Source organism: Azotosporobacter soli, assembly GCF_030542965.1.
In the GTDB taxonomy this organism is placed as follows: domain Bacteria; phylum Bacillota; class Negativicutes; order SG130; family SG130; genus Azotosporobacter; species Azotosporobacter soli.
In genome coordinates this window covers 34,469-56,984 of record NZ_JAUAOA010000006.1, presented here as the reverse complement: position 1 = coordinate 56,984, position 22,516 = coordinate 34,469, and the positions used below count along the sequence as shown (strand labels likewise).

Annotated in this window: 18 protein-coding genes, 1 tRNA gene and 1 pseudogene; 14 read left to right on the top strand and 6 right to left on the bottom strand. The window is 48.9% G+C overall.

What is annotated here, in order from left to right; genetic code table 11:
• The 3 genes from arcC to QTL79_RS07585 all read left to right on the top strand — a co-directional run bounded on the left by arcC (window position 1) and on the right by QTL79_RS07585 (window position 4,804).
• Entirely contained in the window at window positions 1-951 is a 951-nt protein-coding gene (gene arcC, locus QTL79_RS07595; RefSeq protein ID WP_346354361.1) for a carbamate kinase, read from the top strand.
• A 270-nt stretch (window positions 952-1,221) separates the two neighbouring features.
• Window positions 1,222-3,780 carry a selenium-dependent xanthine dehydrogenase gene (xdh, locus tag QTL79_RS07590; protein ID WP_346354360.1) on the top strand — a complete coding sequence of 853 codons (2,559 nt, stop codon included), beginning with the start codon at window positions 1,222-1,224 and terminating at the stop codon, window positions 3,778-3,780.
• 280 nt (window positions 3,781-4,060) lie between these two features.
• The gene (locus tag QTL79_RS07585; protein ID WP_346354359.1) at window positions 4,061-4,804 is read left to right on the top strand and encodes a Bax inhibitor-1/YccA family protein; all 744 of its coding nucleotides are present in this window, start codon (window positions 4,061-4,063) and stop codon (window positions 4,802-4,804) included.
• A 194-nt stretch (window positions 4,805-4,998) separates the two neighbouring features.
• Here the strand turns inward: QTL79_RS07585 and QTL79_RS07580 are convergent, their stop codons facing one another.
• Together QTL79_RS07580 and QTL79_RS07575 are read right to left on the bottom strand one after the other, a co-directional pair.
• Window positions 4,999-6,741 (bottom strand): HD domain-containing phosphohydrolase, encoded by a 1,743-nt coding sequence (locus QTL79_RS07580; protein ID WP_346354358.1) that lies wholly within the window; start codon window positions 6,739-6,741, stop codon window positions 4,999-5,001.
• Between the two features lie 240 nt (window positions 6,742-6,981).
• The gene (locus QTL79_RS07575) at window positions 6,982-7,734 is read right to left on the bottom strand and encodes an exodeoxyribonuclease III (RefSeq protein ID WP_346354357.1); all 753 of its coding nucleotides are present in this window, start codon (window positions 7,732-7,734) and stop codon (window positions 6,982-6,984) included.
• A 221-nt stretch (window positions 7,735-7,955) separates the two neighbouring features.
• Here QTL79_RS07575 and QTL79_RS07570 point away from each other — a divergent pair, with 221 nt between their 5' ends.
• Window positions 7,956-9,200 carry a serpin family protein gene (locus tag QTL79_RS07570; RefSeq protein ID WP_346354356.1) on the top strand — a complete coding sequence of 415 codons (1,245 nt, stop codon included), beginning with the start codon at window positions 7,956-7,958 and terminating at the stop codon, window positions 9,198-9,200.
• Window positions 9,201-9,419: 219 nt separating this feature from the next.
• Window positions 9,420-9,517 (top strand) — tRNA-Sec (locus tag QTL79_RS07565).
• 118 nt (window positions 9,518-9,635) lie between these two features.
• On the opposite strand, the gene QTL79_RS07560 is transcribed toward QTL79_RS07565, so the two are convergent.
• The 3 genes from QTL79_RS07560 to QTL79_RS07550 form a co-directional block, all read right to left on the bottom strand.
• On the bottom strand, window positions 9,636-10,928 hold the full coding sequence (locus QTL79_RS07560) for a hypothetical protein (protein ID WP_346354355.1): 1,293 nt from the start codon (window positions 10,926-10,928) through the stop codon (window positions 9,636-9,638).
• 26 nt (window positions 10,929-10,954) lie between these two features.
• Window positions 10,955-11,503, bottom strand: coding sequence for a hypothetical protein (locus QTL79_RS07555; protein WP_346354354.1), 549 nt, complete (start codon window positions 11,501-11,503; stop codon window positions 10,955-10,957).
• 272 nt (window positions 11,504-11,775) lie between these two features.
• Window positions 11,776-12,621 carry a DUF2971 domain-containing protein gene (locus tag QTL79_RS07550; protein WP_346354353.1) on the bottom strand — a complete coding sequence of 282 codons (846 nt, stop codon included), beginning with the start codon at window positions 12,619-12,621 and terminating at the stop codon, window positions 11,776-11,778.
• Window positions 12,622-13,201: 580 nt separating this feature from the next.
• Here QTL79_RS07550 and QTL79_RS07545 point away from each other — a divergent pair.
• The 4 genes and pseudogenes from QTL79_RS07545 to QTL79_RS07530 all read left to right on the top strand — a co-directional run bounded on the left by QTL79_RS07545 (window position 13,202) and on the right by QTL79_RS07530 (window position 15,472).
• The gene (locus QTL79_RS07545; protein WP_346354352.1) at window positions 13,202-13,636 is read left to right on the top strand and encodes a hypothetical protein; all 435 of its coding nucleotides are present in this window, start codon (window positions 13,202-13,204) and stop codon (window positions 13,634-13,636) included.
• 53 nt (window positions 13,637-13,689) lie between these two features.
• Window positions 13,690-13,850 (top strand): annotated as a pseudogene (locus QTL79_RS07540) (IS5/IS1182 family transposase); the annotation flags it as partial.
• A gap of 429 nt (window positions 13,851-14,279) precedes the next feature.
• Window positions 14,280-14,711, top strand: a complete 432-nt coding sequence (locus tag QTL79_RS07535) for a hypothetical protein (RefSeq protein WP_346354351.1) — start codon at window positions 14,280-14,282, stop codon at window positions 14,709-14,711.
• Window positions 14,708-15,472, top strand: coding sequence for a CPBP family glutamic-type intramembrane protease (locus tag QTL79_RS07530; protein WP_346354350.1), 765 nt, complete (start codon window positions 14,708-14,710; stop codon window positions 15,470-15,472). The genes QTL79_RS07535 and QTL79_RS07530 overlap by 4 nt, the downstream gene beginning before the upstream one ends.
• 194 nt (window positions 15,473-15,666) lie before the next feature.
• Here QTL79_RS07530 and QTL79_RS07525 read toward each other — a convergent pair whose 3' ends face one another.
• Window positions 15,667-16,542: a LysR family transcriptional regulator gene (locus QTL79_RS07525; RefSeq protein ID WP_346354349.1), complete on the bottom strand. Its 876-nt coding sequence runs from the start codon at window positions 16,540-16,542 to the stop codon at window positions 15,667-15,669.
• 123 nt (window positions 16,543-16,665) lie between these two features.
• On the opposite strand from QTL79_RS07525, the gene QTL79_RS07520 reads away from it, so the two are divergent.
• The 5 genes from QTL79_RS07520 (at window position 16,666) to QTL79_RS07500 (ending at window position 22,231) form a co-directional block, all read left to right on the top strand.
• A complete protein-coding gene (locus QTL79_RS07520; RefSeq protein ID WP_346354348.1) occupies window positions 16,666-17,991 on the top strand; it encodes an aspartate aminotransferase family protein in 1,326 nt (441 codons plus the stop codon).
• Between the two features lie 27 nt (window positions 17,992-18,018).
• Window positions 18,019-18,828 carry a beta-keto acid cleavage family enzyme gene (locus tag QTL79_RS07515; protein WP_346354347.1) on the top strand — a complete coding sequence of 270 codons (810 nt, stop codon included), beginning with the start codon at window positions 18,019-18,021 and terminating at the stop codon, window positions 18,826-18,828.
• A 207-nt stretch (window positions 18,829-19,035) separates the two neighbouring features.
• Window positions 19,036-20,214 carry an AAA family ATPase gene (locus QTL79_RS07510; protein WP_346354346.1) on the top strand — a complete coding sequence of 393 codons (1,179 nt, stop codon included), beginning with the start codon at window positions 19,036-19,038 and terminating at the stop codon, window positions 20,212-20,214.
• 76 nt (window positions 20,215-20,290) lie between these two features.
• On the top strand, window positions 20,291-21,058 hold the full coding sequence (locus QTL79_RS07505) for a hypothetical protein (RefSeq protein WP_346354345.1): 768 nt from the start codon (window positions 20,291-20,293) through the stop codon (window positions 21,056-21,058).
• Between the two features lie 120 nt (window positions 21,059-21,178).
• Window positions 21,179-22,231, top strand: coding sequence for an aldose epimerase family protein (locus QTL79_RS07500; RefSeq protein ID WP_346354344.1), 1,053 nt, complete (start codon window positions 21,179-21,181; stop codon window positions 22,229-22,231).
• Window positions 22,232-22,516: the final 285 nt, after the last annotated feature.

Below are 22,516 nucleotides of genomic sequence, written 5' to 3'. Positions count from 1 at the left end.
ATGAACAAGCTGGCGGTAGTTGCCATAGGCGGAAATTCCCTGATCCGTGACAACGATCACCAGTCCGTGGAGGACCAGTTTTCTGCCGTGTGTGAGACGGCCCGACATATCACCGGGATGATTCAACAGGGATACGACGTCATCATCACGCACGGCAATGGTCCCCAAGTGGGCTTCATCCTGCGGCGGTCCGAGATTGCCAGCGAGAAGGCAGGCATGCATCGCGTGCCGCTCGTCAGCTGCGGCGCCGATACGCAAGGCGCGATCGGTTACCAGATCCAACAGGCCATGGATAATGAGTTTAAGCGGCGCGGCGTCGAGAAGTCAGCGATGACGATCGTAACGCAGGTTATCGTCGATCAGAAAGATCCGGCATTCGTTACGCCGACCAAGCCGATCGGTACGTTTTACAGCGAAGAGCAGATGGAAGCGATCCGTAAAGACAATCCCGACTGGGTCATGGTTAGCGACGCCGGTCGCGGCTACCGCCGCGTCGTCGCATCGCCGAAACCGCAGACGATCGTCGAAAAAGACGTGATCAGCAAACTGGTCAGAGACGGCTATTGCCTGATCGCGGTCGGCGGCGGCGGTATCCCGGTCGTGCAGGAAGAGGACGGTACGCTGAAAGGCGTCGATGCGGTCATCGACAAGGATTTTGCCTCCAGTCTTTTGGCGACGCAGATCGAAGCCGACACGCTCGTCATCTCGACCGGCGTTCCGGTGGTCTACCTGAACTACGGCAAGCCGGATGAAAAAGCGTTGAACAAAGTGAGCTTAGCCGAACTCAAGCAATATGCGGCAGAAAAACACTTTGCCCCCGGCAGCATGCTGCCGAAGGTCGAAGCGGTGATTCAGTTCCTAGAAAACGGCGGCAAACACGCGATCATCACCAATCCGGAATCGCTCGAAGAAGCCGTTGCCGGAAAGACCGGCACCCACGTTTACCCCTAAAAAAACATGGGCGCGAAGCGGGGAGCAAAGTCTCCCCGTCTCGAGCCGATTGTTCAATGAGCAAAGAGTAAAGCGGCTTATTTTTTACTGATTGAATAATATTGAAAAGGGGAACGGTTAACACGAAGACACGAAGAATGGAAGAGTCGAAGAATATATAGAGTGAAATTCTTCGCAAGCTTTGCTTTTCTTCGTGTCTTCGTGTCAAATCACCCCGGAGTATTTTGCTGGCTACGGCAATCGTTTTTCTAAGAAGAAAGGGTGTTGGCGATGTTTATGTTTACGGTCAATGGAAAAGACTGTGCATGCGAATCCGACGCGAATCTGCTCGACTATCTGCGTGACGAGCTGCGATTAACCTCGGTGAAAAGCGGCTGTGCGGAAGGCGCCTGCGGCACCTGTATGGTGCTGCTTGACGGAAAGGCCGTCCGCGCCTGCCTCTATAGCCTCGCGAAGCTGAACGGCAAGCGGATCGTGACGGTCGAAGGATTGTCGAAACGTGAGCAGGAGGTCTATGCCTGGGCGTTTGCCGCTGCCGGAGCGGTGCAGTGCGGCTTTTGCATTCCCGGCATGGTAATCAGCGCCAAAGGGTTAATCGATCTGGAGCCGGAACCGACGCCCGAACAAGTAAAAAAAGCGATTCACGGCAATATCTGCCGTTGCACCGGTTATGTAAAAATTGAAGAAGCGATTTTAGCGGCGGCAAAACTACTGCGTGAAGCTTTGCCGGTACCGGAAAACGGTACCGGTTATCGCGTCGGCGACCGGATGCCGCGTCTTGACGCGCGGGCCAAGGTACTTGGCATCGGACAATATGTCGACGACATGCAGTTGCCGAATATGCTGCATGGCGCTGTACTGCGCGCGCCAATGCCAAGGGCTTTTATCAAAACGATTGATGCCAGCGAAGCAAAAAAACAGCCGGGCGTCGCGGTTGTACTGACGGCCAAAGATGTGCCGGGCGAACGCTTTCAGGGACATATCATTCATGACTGGCCGGCGATGATTGCGGAAGGCGAGGAAACCCGCTACGTCGGCGACGCGGTGGTGCTTGTTGCGGCCAAAACGCGCCGCCAGGCCAAAGCGGCGCTGGCATTCATAAAAGTGGACTATGAAGAACGCGAGCCGCTTACAACGCCGCAGGCGGCGCTTGCCGAGGATGCACCGAAGCTGCACCCGAAAGGGAATCTGCTCGCCAAAACGGTACTCAGTCGCGGCGATACGGCAGCCGCGTTTGCTGCGGCTGCACATGTCGTCCAATACACGTTCCGTACGCCGCCGACCGAACACGCTTTTCTCGAACCGGAAAGCGCGCTTGCGGTGCCGGAAAGCGATGGTACGATGACCGTTTATACCGGAACGCAAAGCATATACGACGATCACGAAGGCATTGTCGGCGTACTTGGCGTGCCGGAAGAACGGGTGAAGGTCGTTAGCAAGCTTGTCGGCGGAGGCTTCGGCGGCAAGGAAGACTTGTCGGTGCAGCATCATGCGGCGCTGCTGGCCTGGCATGCGGGCGTGCCGGTGAAAGTGACGCTCGACCGCCAGGAAAGCATCCGCGTGCATCCGAAACGGCACGGCATGGAAATGAAGTATGAAGTGGCCTGCGATGCTAAAGGCCATCTTACTGCGGTAAAGGCGCACTTGCTGGCCGACAGCGGCGCGTATGCATCATTAGGCGGGCCGGTTCTGCAGCGCGCCTGTACGCATGCGGCCGGACCCTACAAGATTGCCAACGTCGATGTGGTCGGTCTTGGCGTATATACAAATAACCCGCCGGGTGGCGCGTTTCGGGGCTTTGGCGTGACGCAATCCTGCTTCGCGATGGAATGTTGCCTGAACATGCTGGCGGAAAAAGTCGGCATTACGCCTTGGCAGATTCGCTTTCAAAACGCAGTTGCACCGGGCGATGTGCTGCCGAACGGCCAGATTGCCGATCCGGGAACCGGCATTATCGATACGCTGCTGGCCGTGAAAGAGATTTGCGACAGCCGACCCGATGCGGGCATTGCCTGCGCGATGAAAAACGCAGGCATCGGCGTCGGTTTGTCCGACGTCGGTCGCGTCAACATCCGGATCGAAAACGGCAAAGCCGTGATCTATACCAGCGCCGCCTGCATGGGGCAGGGCATAGCGACGACGATGCTGCAAATCGTGGCCGAGACGACAAAGCTGCCGACCGACTGCATTGAAGTGGCTATGCCAGACACCTCGCGGACCCCGGATGGTGGAACATCGACCGCATCACGCCAGACGGTATTTAATGGAGAAGCATCCCGTCTGGCCGCGCTTGATTTAAAGAAAGATCTGGACGAGACGCCGCTGGCAGAGCTGGAGGGACGGCAATATTACCGGGAATATTCCGGCGTGACGGACCCGATGAATTCCGACAAGCCAAACCCCGTCAGCCATGTCGCCTATGGCTACGCGGTGCAGGTCGTACTGCTCGATGCGGAGGGGAAAGTCGAACGCGTCATTGCCGCGCACGACGTCGGCAGAGCGATTAACCCGACCAATATAGAGGGACAGATCGAGGGCGGCGTCGTGATGGGACTCGGCTATGCGCTGACGGAAGACTACCCGCTGCAAAAGGGTGAGCCGACGGCTAAGTTCGGCACGCTCGGTCTCTTTCGCTCCAGCCAGGTACCGAGGATCGAAAGCGTTTTGGTCGAAAAGAACCCGGATAAGCTGGCTTACGGTGCGAAAGGCGTCGGTGAAATCGTCACGGTACCGACCGCGCCGGCTGTGGCCGGTGCGTACTTCCGGCGCGATGGAATTTTTCGCACCGAACTGCCGCTTTCCGGCACGCCGTACAGTCGTAAGAAATAGAACCACCGGGACGTTTTTTACACGAAGAGTCGAAGGAGGGAGGAAGAGATTATTATTCTTCTTTCTTTCTACCGGGCCGATCGGATCGGCCCGCTTCGCTTCTTCGTGTTACCGTATTCTGTTTTAAAAATTGTCCACACTCTGAGGCGGCCGATCGTATCGGCCGCCTATCGCCTTTTTGAACGTTGTGTCTTTGCGGTTGCGTATTTTTCAGCAGGAGAAAAGCGCTGCGAGGCGAAAAGGTAATATTGTATGTTAAAATTTCCAGGAGGTATCTCAAATGAGAAATTCAAATCCGATTTTTAAGAGCGATACGTTTACTCGCTCAGGGTATCAGGTCGGCCAGGAAACGATGACAGTCAGCGGTACGATCAACAAGGCGATGAGCCTGCTCTTCTTACTGGTTGCGTCTTCCCTGTCCACCTTCTTGTATCTGGCAATGACGGGTAAGTTCGAAACCGTTGCGATCTTTGCCGGCGTCGGCATCGTTGCGACGCTGATTCTCGGCATGGTCGCCTGCTTCAAACCGCAAACCTGTCATGTAACGGCGCCGCTGTATGCGGTGTTCGAAGGCTTTGCTCTCGGCTCCATCACGATGATCCTGTCGATGAAATACGGCGGCATCGCATTTCAAGCGGTGATGCTGACGTTTGGCGTCGCAGCGGCGATGTTCGGCTGCTATCGCTTCGGACTGATCCGTGCGACGGAAAAATTCAAGTCGTTCGTGGCGGCGGCTACGATGGGCGTTTTTCTGGTGATCATGGCCAATCTGCTGCTCGGCATGTTCGGCATTAACCTGCCGTTTCGCAGCGGCGGCATCATTGGCATCGTGTTTAGCCTGGTCGTGATCGGCGTCGCGGCGTTGAACCTGATCCTCGACTTCGACCGGATCGAAGACGGAGCGCGTCAAGGCTTACCGGCGCAGATGGAATGGTTCGCGGCTTTCGGCCTGATGGTCACGATGGTCTGGCTGTACTGGGAAATCCTACGTCTTTTGATGATTCTGCGCGGCAGCGATGACTGAATGAAAAAAGCCCCTGCCTAAACAGGGGCTGAGAATGTCGATAAAACGAAAGCAAGTGGGACGTTTTTTACACGAAGAATCGAAGAAGGGAGGAAGAGTTTAGTATTCTTCTTCCTTTTTTTCGGGCCGATCGAATCGGCCCGCTTCGCTTCTTTGTGTTACCGTTTCTTTTCAGCCTTACCAAAAGACTCGGCTTAGGCCGGGTCTTTTGGTATCCGATATTCTTCCAAGGGCAGTGCAAAAAACGCATCGAGCACCAACGGGTCGAACTGTGCGCCGGAACAGCGTTTCAGTTCCTCCACTGCCTCTTCCAGTGGAATTCCCTGGCGGTAAGGGCGATCAGCGGTCATCGCTTCAAACGCGTCGGCTACGGCGCAAATTCGCGCCAGGAGTGGTATGTCCTCGCCTTTGAGACGGTGCGGATAGCCGGTACCGTCATAATTTTCATGATGAAAGAGCGAGACCTCCAGCGCGTCGCGCAGATAGGCGGCATCCTGCAGCACTTCATAGCCGATGCGCGGGTGTTCCTTCATTGACTCGTATTCCTCAACGGTCAGCGGCCCCGATTTTAATAAAATTGCATCTTCAATCGCCAGCTTGCCGATATCGTGGAGCAGTGTACCCCATTCCAGTTTCAACAATTGTTCTTCGCTCAGTTGTAGCTGCCGTCCGATATCCATCGCGATCTGGTTTACGCGCAGCGAATGCGATGCGGTGCGGCTTTCGCGGACTTCGAGCGTCTTAAAAAAGGCGCGGATCGTCAGGTCGTAGCCTTGCGCAAGCTGATCGTTTGAATCCTTCAGATAACCGATCATCGCGACCAACTTCTGCCGCATGCCGTCGATATCCTCTGCCAAACGGCTGATCTCATTCTCGCCTGCGATAGAAACCGGCTCGTTGAAGTTGCCGGATGCGATGCGGCGTACGCTATGAGAGAGGCGCAAAATCGGCTGCGCGATTCGGTTCGTCAGCCAAAAGCTGCAAAGAATGCCGCCGAAAATCGCGGCAAGCGCGATCGCGCCATGCAGCAAAAGGTACTTTTGCCAACGCAGCTGCCATTTGCCGGTGTCATAGACGATCTCGACCACTTTGCCGGTCAAATAGTCCTTCTGGCGCGGCAGTGGCAGATACTCATAAGTCAAAGCGCCTTCGCTCAGCTGCTGCGGCTTTTCGGTATGAACGGCGGATTGCAGGGCGGCCAGTTTTTCGCCGCTCAGGCGATACTGTCCCGTTCCCTTAGCCGCGGTGAAATCGGAGCCGGCCCGGTCGTACACCCGGACAGAGGCCAGGATGTCATGCTCGGAGATCAGCTGCTCGATCGCGGCATCGAAGTCGATGACGCCAAGCGCATCCTGGTGCTGCGAGAGCGCGATGCCGATCTCCAAAAAGTATTTGTCGTCAGGCGTGCTTTGGTAAGAGAATTTCTTAACGCCGTCATAAAGACTGACCGAAGAGCGATCGACCAGGTACTCGTCGTTTTCCCGCGCGTGCTGCAGCGATTTTGCCAGACTCGAATCCGGTCGTATCACGAGCTGGTTCAGATCCGGCGAAAACGTGGTGTAGATGACGCGGCCCTCGTTGTCGAGGACGAAAAGATCGATGTCCAGTCCGGCATTGCGCTGGATGCGCTGCAGATCGATTCGCAACGGGTTCTTTCCGTTGCGCAGATACGCCTGCTGGAAAAGATCCATCGCTTTTTTCATCCGTTCTTCCAGCTGCTGCTCATAAAGCAGATAGGCCTGATCCTGAAAAGCCAGCGTCTGCTGCACCGTGCTGCGGACATTGGCGGCTTCGCTGCTTTGGTACTGCGAGTTCAATTGATAAAAAACAAACGCGTTGCTGCCTTCGACGAGCAGCAGGATTGCGACGATCATCAGTAAGAGCAAGGTGAGGAGTTCGCGTCGAAAAGGTTTACACGGTTTTGTTTCATACATCATGCAATGCTCCATCGTTTAGAAAGTGTGATAGGACAAGCATAGCAAATTACAAAATGAATAACAACGCGAGCGGGGTTTTTAAAGTTATTATACTTTTTCTCGCGAAAAAAGGAAAAAACGTTTAAAAAACTCCTGTTACGGGATGAAACGAAAAAAAGCCGTCGCTTGCCTCGGCTGCGCGCTTAGCGGCAGGAGACAAGGACGGCGCAAGGTGAGAAAGAAGAGCAAAATGCGGCAGGCCTAGAAAATTTCCAGGCCGACCGGGCAGTGATCGCTGCCCATTACGTCGGGATAAATTTTAGCGTCCTTCAACTCGCTGCGCAGGCGGTCGGAAATCAGGAAGTAGTCGATCCGCCAACCGATATTGCGTTCGCGCGCCTTCATCATATATGACCACCAGGTGTAGGCGTCTTCCTGCTCCGGATACAAATGGCGGAACGTATCGGTAAAGCCCGCAGCCAAAAGTTCGCTCATCTTGCCGCGTTCCTCGTCGGTGAAACCGGCGTTGCGACGATTGGTCTTCGGATTTTTCAGGTCGATCTCCTGATGTGCCACATTGATGTCGCCGCAGAGAATGACCGGTTTTTGCCGATCCAGTTCCTGCAGGTAAGCGCGAAAGTCGTCTTCCCATTGCAGCCGATAATCGAGCCGCGCCAACTCGCGCTGCGAATTCGGCGTGTAGACCGTGACCAGAAAAAACGACTCGAACTCAAGGCAGATGACGCGCCCTTCCTGATCGTGTTCGCTCTGCCCCAAATCGTAGCGCACCGACAAGGGTTCCAACCGGGTGAAGATCGCGGTGCCGGAATAACCTTTCTTTACCGCGCTGTTCCAATACTGGCGGTAGCCGGGAAAATCGATTTTGGCCTGGCCTTCCTGCATCTTCGTTTCCTGCAGGCAGACGATATCGGCGTCAATGCCAGTGAAAAAATCGGCAAAGCCTTTGCCCAGACAGGCCCTAAGACCGTTTACGTTCCAGGAAATCAATCGCATAACGTACCATCCTCATTACTTCAATTTGAGTGTAATTATAGCAGACGCAAACAAACATGCCAAGAAACTTCAAAGAGTGATTCATAGAAGAGAAGTGTGCGTAAAAGCGAAAAGTTATCCACAAAAATCGGTGGATATCCTGTGGGTAACTTGTTGGCAAGGTGTGGATTTACAGGTAGAATAGAAGCAGTAAAGCAAATAAAAATAAAGGGAGTGCGAGCATGATAAACGAATATTGCGGGCGAAAGGCAAAATGGATCGGCCTGTGTCTGTCGGCGCTGCTTCTTATCGTTACAGGCATCGCGGGCGCTGGCGTTCCGGCAGAGAAAGACAACAACACAGCGGAAGGCAACAACCAGTTTGCGGTCGATCTGTACCAACGCATCCAGCTAGCGCAGCCGGACAAGAATACGTTTTATTCGCCGCTCGGCGTTTCAACGGCTTTGGTCATGACCTATGCCGGCAGTCGCGGCCAGACCGAAGCGCAAATGGCGAAAGCCTTGCATTTTACGGGGCCGCAAGACGAGCTGCATCAGAAATTCTCCAACCTGCTGACGCAGCTGCAAACGGGGAAGGATAAAGGCTACCGGCTCGAGATCGCCAATGCGCTTTGGGGACAGAAGGGCTTTTCGTTTAGCGAGCCGTTTCTTTCCCTGACCGACCGTTATTACCAGGGGTCGTTTCAAACGCTTGACTTTGCCAAAGATACCGAGAACAGCCGTATGACGATCAACCATTGGGTGGAAGAACGAACCGACAATAAGATCAAAAATCTTTTGCAGCAGGGCGATCTGACCTATCTGACGCGCCTCGTGCTGACCAACGCGATTTACTTTAAAGGCGACTGGGAAAAACCATTTAAGGCCGAAGCGACAAGCAACCAGCCGTTCCGCCTCGCTGACGGCAGCAAGATCGACGCCGCGCTGATGCGGCAAAGCGATACGTTTGCCTACGCCGAAAGCGAAGGCGTCCAGGCCGTCGAACTGCCGTACGCAGGCGATGACGTCGCGATGCTGGTCTTGCTGCCGAACGGCAGCGCGGCCGATTTGGCGCGCAATCTTTCGCCGGAGCAAATCAGGACATTGCGTGCGCAAATGACGATGAAACAGGTCGAAGTGTCGCTGCCTAAATTCAAATTCGCGACCCGCTATTACTTGGACGACGAAAAACTTCTCCCGGCGCTCGGCATGGCCGATGCCTTCGATCAATACAAAGCCGATTTGTCGGGCATGGACGGGCGCAAAGATTTGTACATCAGCCATGTGATCCATCAGGCGATGATCGAAGTCAACGAAAAAGGCAGTGAAGCCGCCGCTGCGACCGCTGTCGTGGTCGGACTTAAAAGCTTTCTGCCCCAACAACCGACGATCTTCCGCGCCGATCATCCGTTCCTATTCCTGATTGTGCATAAGCCGACTGACTCTATCCTCTTCATGGGCGCGGTGAACGATCCCAGCAAAAGCTAACGGAACAAAGTAAACAAGTAAATAAAGTTATCCACAAAAAGCAGGGGATAAGCTGTGAGCAAGTTGTTGAAAAAGAGTCGTTTATGTGCATAAGTGCAAAACTCTGTTGATAACTATTTTGCCTGTTCATAACAAGGCAAACACCTGTGCGTAACTATGGATAAAATGACAGAAGATTTGCGGTTTAATGCTGCGTGTGATAATATGGATACATAACAAGGGGGCGGATGAGGTCTGGTGGTCTCTGCGGTCTTCAAAACCGTTCGCGGGGCGGCAGTACCGTCCTGGGTGGGTTCGATTCCTACACGCTCCCGCCATAGGTAAATCAAGGCTTCTCGGTCGTTTGACCGAGAAGCCTTTTTATCAATTAATGTTGGAAAAGGATGAGCGAAAGTGATGGTTCAGTGACAGATGGAGTTAAGGAAACGGTGCGCATTAAGACTCGGCTGCTAAATAGGCATCGGCTATTTTTGTTAGTTCAGGCCGGGTTTTATCATCGTCAATCAAGAAGTCAATGAAGAAGGATTCGACTTCCTCTGTTTTGATCGTGGACAAAAATTGAAACGCTTCATGCCATAAGAGGCAATAATTACGATTTTTGGCGATTCGTTTTACTACGGAAAAAGCTCTGTCATCGTGCAAACCGATTAACGAGTTCATGATAAGCTGCAACTTCTCTATGGAATCTTCTTCCTCACTTCGCAATAGGCGGTCAATCCGATCACTCGACAGGTCGCCTGCGCATTCTGCGCAGGCCAAAGCAAATGCATTGGGATATTTGCGACCTGCTTCAAGCGTAGCTTGCGGCCATTGGTATTGATCCCACGATTCTACAGACTGAGACAATCGTTGCTCCACCTCATCTACACTTAAATTGTCATAGCAGAAAAAGCCTTTGCTTATCAGATTGTCAGCGTTTGAAGATAGGCTTTCCGTGTTGAACCAGACACCGCCCAATGAGATTTTATAATCTACTCTATTTTGCTCATACGACTCGGAATGCACAGGCAAAATTGTTAGACAGCGTAGTTTTTGCCCTTCCAGAGCAGCAGCCAGAGCTTTATGATGGCCGTCAAGCAAGACGCAGAGACTATAACCTATGTAGTAAGCCAAACCGTGTAAAGGTTCGCCTGCACGTATTTTCTCACGGTATGCATTGACGGTCTCTTCGTCGATACGGTTTGGCGGCTGGCTCGCCAACAAGAATGTTGGTTGACCTTCCGCGACAAAGCCTTTTAGATGAATCCAGCGGCTTCCTTTGTTAGGAACAGGAATGTTTGTTTGATTCCAAAAAAGGTTTCCGTTTCCGTCCGATGGCAAAAGCGGCAAATCGGCCAGCGCATAAAAACCGCTTTTCAGCAAATTCAAAATCGGACGTAATTCGTCCAAAGAAGAAGAGATCGATTCATAAGGGCGGTTCAGATGAGTACGAATTGTCGAGATTTCTTCGGCGCTGAGCGTTCCTAAGCCGTAACCGGCAGAGATCAGTTTTTCACAAGTAGGGCAAAGGTTTTCATCGATAGAATGTATTTTGATTAAGGGTGTATCGTTCAAGTCTAAAAACACCTTCAAACGATGGTCTTTGGCAAGTCCGCATTCCATACGCAAGCGAGCCAAGCCGTTTTTTATAAAAAAGACGGCTGCATCATTTTCCCACGGAGAATCATTGCGCGAAAAAGTTTTAAGCAATTGGATGGCGGTTGATTTTCGCCATAGTTTATCAAGCATATAGCCTCCTTTCTACTAAGGGAACGTTATTGCATGTCTTGCTCAGTAAGCGGCGATTTGCGCCAAGAGATATGCTTTAAAATAGCTTCTTCAGCAGCGTCATATTTCGCATGATAAAAATGCTTATGCGGGGTCGGAATGTTTATTTCTTCAACAGGACTGCAAATTTGCTGCACATACTCGGTTTGCAGCGTGTTCAGCCCGTACAGAAAAAGGAGATTGTGGCGATCATAGACAAGGGTTGTATTTGATTTTGGCGCATGAAGCCATAGATCATGGCGACCATCGTTCTCCAGATATTCTTCAAATTCTTGCAGCAAAAGAACGGCGTCTTCTTTCGATCGTTCGGCGCTTTGATAACGGGCTGCCTCCGCTGTTGTTCGAGGCGTATGGAGAATGTAGAGAAGAAAAAACGGCCCATCCATTTTTTCGAGGAGCTGTATGAGTGTAGCGATGTGCGATTTCGATAAACTTACTTTGAGTCGATTTGTGTCGGATGTATTTTCGACAACATATGAATTGGAATAGAAATGTTCGATTGTTTTCTCATTCATACCGTTTCCTAACTTGAACATGAAGTCCTCCTTGTTGCATATCTGTTAATTTTTTGTGGCGGACAGTATGATATTCATTTTATTTGGCCGCAACGAAGCTGCTTTTTGCAGACGTGCATAAATGTTCATGGTTGTTGAAGTTCTTGAATGACCATCGTGTTTCTCTGTTCAGTCGCTATTTTGCAACTGTTTTTCTATAGCTTTGAATAAGTCATATTTGCAAGCCCCGAGCACTCTAGAGCGGAACGTGATCGGTTGGCGTACAAGCGCGTTGAAGATGAGTTATTAAAACATTATATGTGTTGAATTAACTCTACTCCAAACTCGCGGTCTTTTTTTCTGGCGCGAAATAGTTGAGGTTGATAACTAAGTTTATTAATAGTTGCATTCAATTCGTTGAATTCCGTATCGTTCATATTACAACCGGCAGTAACTGTTTTAAGAAGCCATGGTTCATATTGAACAAGTCCAACGTAATTTAAAGAGAATGCCCGGTGTTCTTTTTCATAAGCCCACTCAGGCGATTTTACAGTCAAACAGTTAAGCATGTCATCTTGAGTGTTAATGAATAAGTTTATCTGAGGCAAAGTAGGAAGATAGTTTATAGGAGTTGGTGAAAAAATAGGGTTCCTAGCGCCTATGCTGGTGAATACATTAAGTGATGATGGTAGGTGAAATTCTAAACAAAGACCACTGTGTTTTTCAGCATAGTGGGACCATAAAAGAGTACTTTTGTGGTCATCTGGTTTTAATTCAGAAAAACAGCAAACTCCTATTCTTTGCAATAGAGACAATTGATCAGCTACAGCTTTTTCTTTTCCTTCTTTGGTATGCAACTTTCTAAGTTTAATAAGCTCTTTAGCCTTTAAAGTGGCAGCTTTTATTTTTAAGCTTTCTGTAATCATAATAGTTTCAATCGCTTTTTCTAAAATTTGTGATATCGTTGCATTGACATCGCAAAAAGGTGACAAATCAAAGGGATCGTTGAAGTATTTGGAAGAATTGAAGTAAAGGTGTGAGCTTAGTAAATTTTCGCGACTATGGCAATTAGGCTTCAATTCGCATTCTTTATTGTTGTCATGTTGACAGAGTTGCTTAATTGGGAATGGATTCCATGAAACATATTTGAACAGAGACATACAAATCACTCCTAAAAAATATGATCATCATAAACAGAGTGCTTGAAAAGAGTTTGATGTACTATGAATCGTCGTCAAAATGACAATTGCGTCAAAAATACTATAATTATAAGTGTAAGCTATTTTAGCGAGGCGAGCAAATTTGCTCGCGGAAGCAAGGGTCGGTTTGAAACCACTGAAAAATTCTCTTTAGAAAGGGTTTTCCAGGTCGAAGTTTGAAGTAAGTTATCAAGGAGAAACAAGGGACTTGATATTAAAAATTCATCCCAAACAGCTAAGTCCCTATGCGATTCTCTATGATAAAATCCCTGATAAACACATTTTAAAATTAATTGATAAAGTCGTTGATTTTAGTTTTATTAATAAACTGTTGGAAGGTTTCTACGGCGAGGCCAAACCTCGGATATCTCTTGTTTTACCGAAAAAGAACTGCCTGATGCTAGTTTGTTGGCTAAGTATAGGATTCAATGTTTACAAGAAACGTTTGTAGATGAATTGATTTAAGAAGTTGTGAGCCAGAATATCCATAAAGATATTGAAAGGATCTGAGATTGTGGGAATTTTCGAGGATGAAGTAGTTGTGGAATTCATGAAGTGGAAAGAAGCAAACCGGGATAGTTTTAATTGGTGGAGCTATGTGAATTTAAAAGCTGATTTGCAGACAGCATTGGGATTTGCAAAGTTTTATTGGCCTGAAATTGTTGAAGTCGATGGGTGTATTATATTAAAAGATAAGTTCTCAAAAGAAATGTATGATAGTTGGAAGGAGGATTGTAAAGGGGAAAAAACTTGTATTGAAAAAACGATGAATTTATATCAGTTGAGAGACTTTTTTCATATAAATACACAAGATGACGGTAATTTAGAAGAACAAATAGAAACTCTTGGAAATATATTGCTAATGTTTTGGAATATGAGTTTTAAAGCCAGATTTCCTGAAAGGTCAATTGAAGCTAAGGTGGTAAGAGAAACTGATGGGGAATTATTTATTACTGTTTTTGAAGACTTGAAATAATTTAACAAAAGATGTATCAGAACTTCAAATCAAAGGAAGCAAAGGTACGGTTTAAAACCGATGAATTTTAAAAAGTACAAGAAGCGTGCTTTATGAATGGACGAATGGCGAAATGAAACGCTTCCATGGATTAAGGGCGCGCCTCTTAAGAAGTGTGCTCTTACAAAGCAAGTGGACGGCATTGGCGGTAAATTTGAAGAGGATAGCGAAGCTGAAGTTATTGCAATGATGCAATATTGACACCATTTTATATATGTGAACAAGGTATTTTGGAAATTTATGATTATGAATTAAACATTAGGAAGGTTAATAGTCCTAGTACAAACAGTTTTATATTAACTAAGACTGGGGAAAAAAGTCTTGATGAAGTAGATCCAGCCATCGAGCAGAAACTAAAACATTGCTATATAGAAATAATATCACCCAAACAATCCCTACCAATTAGTAAACTGCAAGAATATGTTAATTATTTAAGGAATTCTTTTGAGGTTAAAGCTAGAATTAGTGATACCCTAAATGAATGTTGTGACAGCAAGTTTTTCTTTGAAGTGTACTAATGCCAAGGGGCTGTCAATAAAAGCGTGAAGGAAGAAAAGAGAACAGTCTATTTGTTTAATCTTAAGAATAACTAGGAGTAACAATTATGTGGAAAAAACATCGTGTAGTTCAATGCATAGTTGCTATTATTTTTGTAATTAGCTTCGCTATTCCAGCTTTTCAAGTTTTAGGTGATTTGCTTATAAATCCATCAGTTTATCAGGATCGTAAGGCAAATATGAAACAGGAGTATGCCAATATTAATCCTCCACCAAATGCAAAAAAAATAAATGAAACAGTCAGTAGCAAAATTACCCGTATATGGATTAGTACTGATTATTCAGTTGAGATGGGAAAGGAAGATATGGAAAAATATTACCAAGAAGAATTAAAAGAGAAGGGATGGAAGTTTGATAAAGTGGATAATGCTGGTTCATTACTTTTTGTTAAAAAAGAGTGTATATTTGTAATTACTTCTTTAGATTATAATAAAGTTCATACAAGCATGCACTATAAAGGTGATGGGCCTAATATTTGAAGCAGGAAACGAGACGAATCGTTCTTTGGCGTCCCTTATTTAAATCTAAAATGAAAAATCGAACCATCCCCGTGTTTGCAGCAAAAGAAAGGGCAGATAAAAACATGATGAGTAAAGGTCAGAGTGAAGAGTATTCTTATACAAAAGGAGATGTTTTTATTGTTGCCATCATAAATATATTTTTAGGGATTGGTACAGACATATTTTTTAATACACAGTTGATAAGATTTTTTATGTACGCGGCAAGCATAAGTGCTTATTTAATGATTATTAACCAAAGAAAATGTATAGATAACGCTTACAAAGAGTCTTATAAAGAATGGATTGAAAAAAATATAGGTGTTTTTAGAACTAAGATTTTTTTAAAAGTATTAGTGGCAATGTCTATTTATGTTAGTGTAACCGCGTGGCTATGTGTGGAGTTTGCTAAAGAGTTTCCACCTGAGGTGATTCAATTTACAAGTAAAAATGGATATATACAAAGTATGTTGATGATTTTAAGAAATATAGCCTGTGAAGCAGGTGTTTTTCTTATTCTATTTAATTCTTTACAGTCTTATAGCAAGAGATGGGCATATATAATATGTTCACTGTTCTTTGCGTCAATCCACACCGGTGTTCCAGCGGTGTATTATATTGGATTATCTTTTTTTGTGAATTGGTTTTATGATAAATTCAAACGATTTAGTATAGCTGTTTTCATACATACCATAGCATCATTTATGCTTTATTTGATGTGTTTTTTATTCAGTAGAATATAAAGAGCGAAGATCACGAAATTATATTGAGAGAATAGGCCGATAAAAGCTATGTAGCAAAATTTCCATTCAAAAGACATTCACAAAAAAACATCATAAACATTTAGCTGAATCAATGGTTTACGGCATTATGTCGTAAGCCGTTTTTTCGTTTCTACTACCAATTCAAATAAAAACAGGGCCAACATGTCTATTTTTTATAGACTGCGGCAGAGGTCTAAAAAAGCGCGCAGTGCGGGCGTGAGCCATTTTTCGCGATGGTAGAGCAGTTGCGTTTTCACCGGGAAGGCAGGGCCGCCCCAGTGGAGTTCGACCAACTGTCCGCGTGCCAATTCGTTTTGGACGGCGATTTTTGGCAGGATGGAAAGGCCGAGGTTGCAAATCGTACACTCTTTGATCGCGCCGACACTGGAGAGTTCCATGATCGAGCTTGGTTTCACGTCATATTCTTTGAGCATGGAAAGAATTAAGGGCCGGTAGCCGCAGCCGGGCGAAGTGAGGATCAAAGACGCGCCGGAAAAATCCTGAGGCAAAATGGTTTCTTTCGCGGCCAGCTTGTGCAAGGGGCTTGCGACAATGGCCATGCGTTCTTCGTGCAGCGTGTTCACGATGAAATCGGGAGCGCTGATTTGATCGGTCAAGACCAAGGCGGCATCGATATCATTGCTTTTAAGCCGTGCAGAAAGCGTTTCGCAACTTTCGGTATGGATGCGGATTTCGACTAGCGGATGTTGTTTGCGATAGGTTGTTAAAATCTGCGGCAGGCGATAGACGCAGAGCGTTTCGGCAGCGCCAATCTGGATCGTACCCCGATAGACGTCGGGTGAAAATTCTTCTTTGGCGCGTTCGCATAACTGCAAAATTTTTTCGGCATTTTGCAGAAAGCTTTTGCCTTCGCTTGTCAGTTGGATGCCGCGCCCCAGACGTTCGAACAATTTTATTTGCAGTTCGTCCTCCAGCTGCCGGATTTGGCTGGTGATGTTTGACTGCGCATAGCCCAGCTTTGCACCGGCCTTGGTAAAGTTAAGCGTCTGGGCCGAGGCGCAGAAAATTTGCAACTGACGTAATTCCATAAGCTCACTCCTTATCAGGTATATAAAAAAGTGATTGAAATGATATAAAACAATCGTTTTTTATCTTGATAACTAGATGATATACTATGGAAAAATTTAAGTCTAGCAACGGAGGCCAGGAAAATGAGCAATGTATTTTATCGCGCCGTCAATAAAGAGCTGCTGGAAGTCGACTATGGAGAAGGCATTTATCTGTATGATACCGCAGGTAAACGCTATATCGATGCGGCTTCGGGAGCGGCTGTATCGAATCTCGGCCATGCGCATCCGGTTGTGCTGGAGGCGATGATGAAACAGGCAGGCAAAGTGGCCTTTAGCCATTTGTCGCGCTGGACATCCAAACCGATTCAGGAATTGGCGGACTTGGTAGCGGAAGTAGCGCCGGGCGATCTGAGCAAGTTGTATCTGGTGTCGGGCGGGTCGGAAGCGACCGAGTCGGCGCTGAAAATGGCGCGTCAGTACTACGTGGAGCGCGACGGGCAAAGCTCAAAATACAGAATCATTTCACGCTGGAAAAGTTTTCACGGTAACACGCTCGGCGCGCTGTCGATGACGGGCGATGGACGCCGTAAAAAATATACGCCGCTGCTGCTCGACTTTCCGCATATTGCGCCAGCCTACTGTTACCGTTGTCCGTTTGACAAGAAGCCGGAAAGCTGTGGCGTCGAGTGCGCGCAGGATTTGGAGCGCTGCATCAAGACGGAAGGCGCGGAGTACGTCGCGGGGTTTATCAGTGAACCGGTAGGCGGAGCCGCGTGCGGCGCGATTGTGCCGCATCGAAATTACAGCAAAATCGTGCGTCAAATTTGCGACCAATACGACATCCTGATGATTGACGATGAAGTGATGGCGGGTTTTGGCCGCACCGGCTCGCTGTTTGCGATCGATGATTTTGAGGTCGTGCCGGATTTGATCTGCGCGGCCAAAGGGATGAGCGCAGGCTATTCGCCGCTGGGAGCGGTCATTGCTTCGCAAAAGATTTATGATGCCTTTAAACAAGGCTCGGGCGTTTTTGTGCACGGGCATACCTACGGCGGCAATCCCCTGTCCGCCGCGGTGGCGTTGTCGGTTGTTCGGGTGTTGATCAAAGATAAGATTGCGGCAAATGCCCGCACTGTCGGCGCGTATCTGCTGAACCGGCTGAAAGAAACGTTGCTGCGGTTCCCGTTTGTCGGCGATGTGCGCGGCAAAGGGCTGCTGCTCGGCGTGGAAATCGTCAAAGACAAAACAAGCAAGGAACCCTATCCGCTGGCCAAGGGGATGGCGGCGCGCCTTACGCAGACTCTGGCGGAACATGGCGTGATCGTATATCCCGGCACGGGAAATGCGGACGGCGTGAACGGCGATCAGTTTCTTGTAACGCCGCCGCTGATTCTTACGAAAGACCAGGCGGATGAATTAGTCGCGGCCATGCGGGACGCTTTTACTGCGTTTGGCAAAACGATTTAAGTATATGCAAACGGAAGGTGAAATGAAATGGAAAAACTGATAATCACAATTGCGCCAACGGGGAACGTACCCACCCAAGCGATGACGCCGCATGTGCCGATAACCCCGCTTGAGATTGCGGAGGATCTTATCGCCTGCTACGAAAAAGGCGCAGCGGTTGCCCATATTCATGCGCGCGATGCAGAAGGCGCGCCCACTTGCGAGCGGATATATTTTGCGGAAATCCTGCGTTTGCTGGATGAGGCAGGTTGCCCCATCGTAACGCAAATTTCAACGGGCGCGCGCGGCGGAACGTCCGGCGAGGCGAGAGCGGAGGGACTGGAGCTGCGTCCGCTCTCAGGCAGTTTGTCCACCGGATCGTCCAATTTTCCTGCCAGCGTCAATGCGAATGAACCGAAACTGGTGGAGTATCTGGCAAAAACGATGCTGGAGCAAAACATCAAACCGGAGATTGAAGTGTTTGACGCGGCGATGATTCACAATGCGATTCGCTTGCAAAAAGAAGGACTCTTAAAAGGGCCGCTGCTCTTTAATTTCGTATTAGGCGTAAAAGGTTCATTACCGGCAACGCCGAAGAATTTATTTTTTCTATACGACAGTTTGCCGCCCGACGCCGTCTGGAGCGTTTCGGTGATTGGGCCGCAGCATGTGAATTTGTCCGTAATGGCGATGGCGCTCGGCGGACATGTGCGCGTCGGCATCGAAGACAATATCTATTACAGCAAAGGCGTGCTGGCGACCAACGAAGCCTTGGTTGAACGAATCGCGGCCATCGCGAACGCAATGGGACGCGAGCTTGCCGGGCCGGAAGACGTTGTGCGCATCTGGGGCAGATAAGGTTGTGGCTACCTCTTGAAAAGATTGTGTGAAGGCAGTGAAAAAGTGAATACAATAAGAAACGGGGCCAGCGGAACAAAAAATCCGCTGACCTCGTTTTTCTGTGCAGGCGCTTTTGCGTTATAAGCGGAGATAAAACGAAAATTGCGGTTCGTTTCATGCATCATATATAATAAAAAGAGAATCAGGTTAAAAGGAGCGGATACGATGCTGCCGAATCCTTATACGCCCGGGGCGGGGCTTATTCCGGGTTATTTAGCCGGACGCGAAGAGATGCTCAAGAAAGCTGCGGAATCGATTGCGGCCATGGCGCAGGGCTATCCTACGCGCTCGGTTGTTTATTACGGTTTGCGCGGCGTTGGCAAGACTGTTTTGTTGAATAAGATAGAGTCAATTGCCGAAGCAAACGATGTCCTTTATGAACACATCGAAGTGTCGGAACGCTCTTCCTTTAAGGCGGCGATTGCGTTTCACGTGCAGAAGCTGATGCAGCAGACCAGCACGAAGGAACAGGCGAAAAGTTTTTTACACAAGACGTTTGCGGTACTGAAAGCGTTTCAAATCACGTATTCGCCGGAGGGCGAGATCGGCTTCGGTTTAAAGGATGAAATCGAAGCGGCGGTTGGCGTATCGGATACGGGGAATTTTCAAAACGACCTGACGGAACTGTTTGTCGCGCTGGGCTCGCTGGCGCAGAAGAATCAGCGGGCGGTCTGTCTTTTTATTGATGAAATCCAGTATTTAAAAGAAGAGGAATTCGAAGCCTTGATCGCGGCCGTTCATCGCTGCAACCAAAAAGGTTTGCCGCTTGCGCTTTTTGGCGCGGGGCTGCCGAAGGTGACGAAAATGGCCGGCGATATCAAATCGTATGCGGAGCGGCTCTTCAGCTTTGTCTCGGTTGACTCGCTGCAAGAGGAAGCGGCCTGGCTGGCGCTCACGGAACCTGCCAAAGTGCTTGGCGTTTCGTATACCAAGGACGCCGTAAAGAAAATCGTCCAAGTGACGCGCGGCTATCCTTATTTCATTCAGGAATACGGCAAACAGGTCTGGGAGTTTCGCACGAAACAAGAAATCAGCCTGTCCGCTGTGGACGCCGCCTATGCGGCATTTGAAAAGAGCATTGACGACAGCTTTTTTAAGGTGCGTTACGACAGAGCCACGCCGAAAGAAAAGACGTTTATGCTGGCGATGGCCGAATGCGAGGCGCTGCCTTGCACGATGAGTCAAATTGCGCTGAAAATGGAGAGCAACGTGCAAAGTCTTTCGCCGGTTCGAAACCAGTTGATCCATAAAGGTTTTATCTATTCCGCCGGAGCGGGCGAAGTCGATTTCACCGTGCCGCAGTTTAAGGGCTATCTTATGCGCAGGCGAAACGCTTTGGAGTAGGGAAAAAAGGCCGTATAAGGAAGCGCGGCGAAAATGATCCATCTTGCGTCGAGAAAAACGAGGGGAGCAACAGGGGATGCTAAGAATTTTAATGCTGTGCCTGTTCGTGCTGCAGGTGCTTGGAGGTTCGGTAGAAGCGGCGGAGTGGCAATGGCTGGGGTCTACGGAAAAAGCCGCTTATTATGTCGATGCTTCCAGCCTGAAAGCGGAAAAGGTTGGCGACGCGCGCTACATAACCGCCTGGTTTAAATGCGAGTATGTTTCCGAGACGGAAAATATAAAAGAAAGTTTGAAGAAACTGCGATTTGAGGTAAGTGCGGATCGCGAGGTGAAATGTACACAAGCGCAGGAAGTCTATTATAATGCGCAGCAAAAGGTGTGGCCGCATACGGATGATTCGTTTGCGCCGCATTCCATGAATGAATTGTTTTTTGCGGCACTGACCGATTATTTGTTGGGAACAGAGGCAAACTGGCTGAACAAGCTGGATGGAGATGACAGGTGGGTTTGGGTTGGCGCAACGGTCGATGATGAGGATTTAATTTGGTTTGACCAATATCGCTCAAGGCTGCTTTCAGCGGGAAATTATCAAATGTATATATATAAGAGCAATAAAGAAGGCCAATACAGAGTTTATTCCAGACGGTTTGAGTTGGAAAAAAGACAAATCGATCATCGGGCGGTTGTCCCGGACAGCATCGGTGTTCTTATGCTTGAAAAAGCGGAGCAGATGATGAAGACGCCGAGCGTAGGGATGATTCAGTGGCGGGCTGCAATGACCAATTTGCGGCGGGTAATCGCAGAGCGCGCCGCTAAGATGAATGTGACCCCAAAGGCAGGCTAAGTTTTATTTTCTGCGCATTTCGCCCTGGCGGCAGGATTGTCTGCTTTGGATGCGGAATCGGTGTAAGGAGAGAAAACGTAGCTGAAGAATTTTGAGGGTGAGCAGAACGGGAGGAAAAGCATGACGGTCAGCAAACGGTTATTTGGTGAAACGAAGCGAAAAGCGGTCTATGAATATACGCTCGAGAACAGGAACGGGATGCAGGTTTCCTGTCTGGATTACGGCTGTGCGATCACTAAGATCGTGACGCCGGATCGGAACGGGGTCTTCGCGAATGTTGTCCTTGGTTTTTCGGATCTGGCCGGATACCAGGAAAACGCGATTTACGCGGGCGTCGTCCTGGGCAGGGTCGCCGGAAGGATCAAAGGGGCGCAGTTCGAACTGGAGGGTGTGCGCTACGCTCTGGCGGCCAACGATGGGGCAAACCATCTTCATGGCGGGGAAAAAGGTTTTCACAAGGCGCTCTGGGATGCGAAGGTTCTCCACGAAGAGGATGGCGAGAGCATCGAGTTTTCGCATATCAGCCTGGACAAAGAGGACGGCTATCCGGGAACGCTGCAGATGAAGGTTCGCTATACGCTGACGGAGAACGATGAGCTCATCATCCGCTACCGGGGAGAAACGGATAAGACGACGCTCTTGAATCCGACCAATCACAGCTATTTCAATCTAAGCGGCGATCTGAAAGACGAGATCGGGCAGCATGTCCTGACGCTCGACAGCAGTCGCTATCTGGAACTGACCGACGATCTCTTGCCGACGGGAACACGCTGCGACGTGTCCGGCTCGGTTTTCGATTTCAGAAAGGGTCGCAGGATCGCCGACGGCCTAAACGACAAGGATGAGCGGAACCGCAAGGTCGGCAGCGGTTATGACCATCCGTTCGTCCTCGACAGTCACAACAACGGCGAGATCAGGCTCTATGATGCGGCGAGCGGTCGCAAGCTGACGATCGAGACGGATGCGCCAAGCGTCGTGCTGTACACCGGAAACTACATCCCCGAAGGTCTGGCGGTCTCTGCCGGAAAGACGTGCCGCTATGCGGGGCTTTGCCTCGAAACGCAGGGCTTTCCGGATGCGATTCATCACGAAGATTTCCCCTCCTGTGTCCTGACGAAGGAGCAAGTCTTTTCGACAATGACGAAATATGCGTTTGGCGTAGAAAAAGCATAATTTAAAAAACAAAAGAGAGAGCAACGGACAAAAAATCCGTTGCTCTTATTTTTCTGTTCATTCAAAAACAATCTTATAGTAAAACTACTTGCAATTTTCAGACAGCAGTAGTAAATTTAAAGTAAGTTGTATGACAAATGTGAAGAATGAATAAATAGTTGTAAGATGTTTGCGGTGGAGGGCTTGTTGAATTACGGGGTATTTCATTCTGACCGGGCGCAGGGAACAAAGGGAGAGGGATGGCAGTTCTGCAAAGCGAGGAGGCGAAAAGAAGTAGCGGCTGAA

Coding starts and splice junctions, on each gene's coding strand:
- arcC (WP_346354361.1), top strand. CDS start 1: ATGAACAAGCTGGCGGTAGTTGCCATAGGCGGAAATTCCCTGATCCGT.
- xdh (WP_346354360.1), top strand. CDS start 1,222: ATGTTTATGTTTACGGTCAATGGAAAAGACTGTGCATGCGAATCCGAC.
- QTL79_RS07585 (WP_346354359.1), top strand. CDS start 4,061: ATGAGAAATTCAAATCCGATTTTTAAGAGCGATACGTTTACTCGCTCA.
- QTL79_RS07580 (WP_346354358.1), bottom strand. CDS start 6,741: ATGATGTATGAAACAAAACCGTGTAAACCTTTTCGACGCGAACTCCTC.
- QTL79_RS07575 (WP_346354357.1), bottom strand. CDS start 7,734: ATGCGATTGATTTCCTGGAACGTAAACGGTCTTAGGGCCTGTCTGGGC.
- QTL79_RS07570 (WP_346354356.1), top strand. CDS start 7,956: ATGATAAACGAATATTGCGGGCGAAAGGCAAAATGGATCGGCCTGTGT.
- QTL79_RS07560 (WP_346354355.1), bottom strand. CDS start 10,928: ATGCTTGATAAACTATGGCGAAAATCAACCGCCATCCAATTGCTTAAA.
- QTL79_RS07555 (WP_346354354.1), bottom strand. CDS start 11,503: ATGTTCAAGTTAGGAAACGGTATGAATGAGAAAACAATCGAACATTTC.
- QTL79_RS07550 (WP_346354353.1), bottom strand. CDS start 12,621: ATGTCTCTGTTCAAATATGTTTCATGGAATCCATTCCCAATTAAGCAA.
- QTL79_RS07535 (WP_346354351.1), top strand. CDS start 14,280: ATGTGGAAAAAACATCGTGTAGTTCAATGCATAGTTGCTATTATTTTT.
- QTL79_RS07525 (WP_346354349.1), bottom strand. CDS start 16,542: ATGGAATTACGTCAGTTGCAAATTTTCTGCGCCTCGGCCCAGACGCTT.
- QTL79_RS07520 (WP_346354348.1), top strand. CDS start 16,666: ATGAGCAATGTATTTTATCGCGCCGTCAATAAAGAGCTGCTGGAAGTC.
- QTL79_RS07515 (WP_346354347.1), top strand. CDS start 18,019: ATGGAAAAACTGATAATCACAATTGCGCCAACGGGGAACGTACCCACC.
- QTL79_RS07510 (WP_346354346.1), top strand. CDS start 19,036: ATGCTGCCGAATCCTTATACGCCCGGGGCGGGGCTTATTCCGGGTTAT.
- QTL79_RS07505 (WP_346354345.1), top strand. CDS start 20,291: ATGCTAAGAATTTTAATGCTGTGCCTGTTCGTGCTGCAGGTGCTTGGA.
- QTL79_RS07500 (WP_346354344.1), top strand. CDS start 21,179: ATGACGGTCAGCAAACGGTTATTTGGTGAAACGAAGCGAAAAGCGGTC.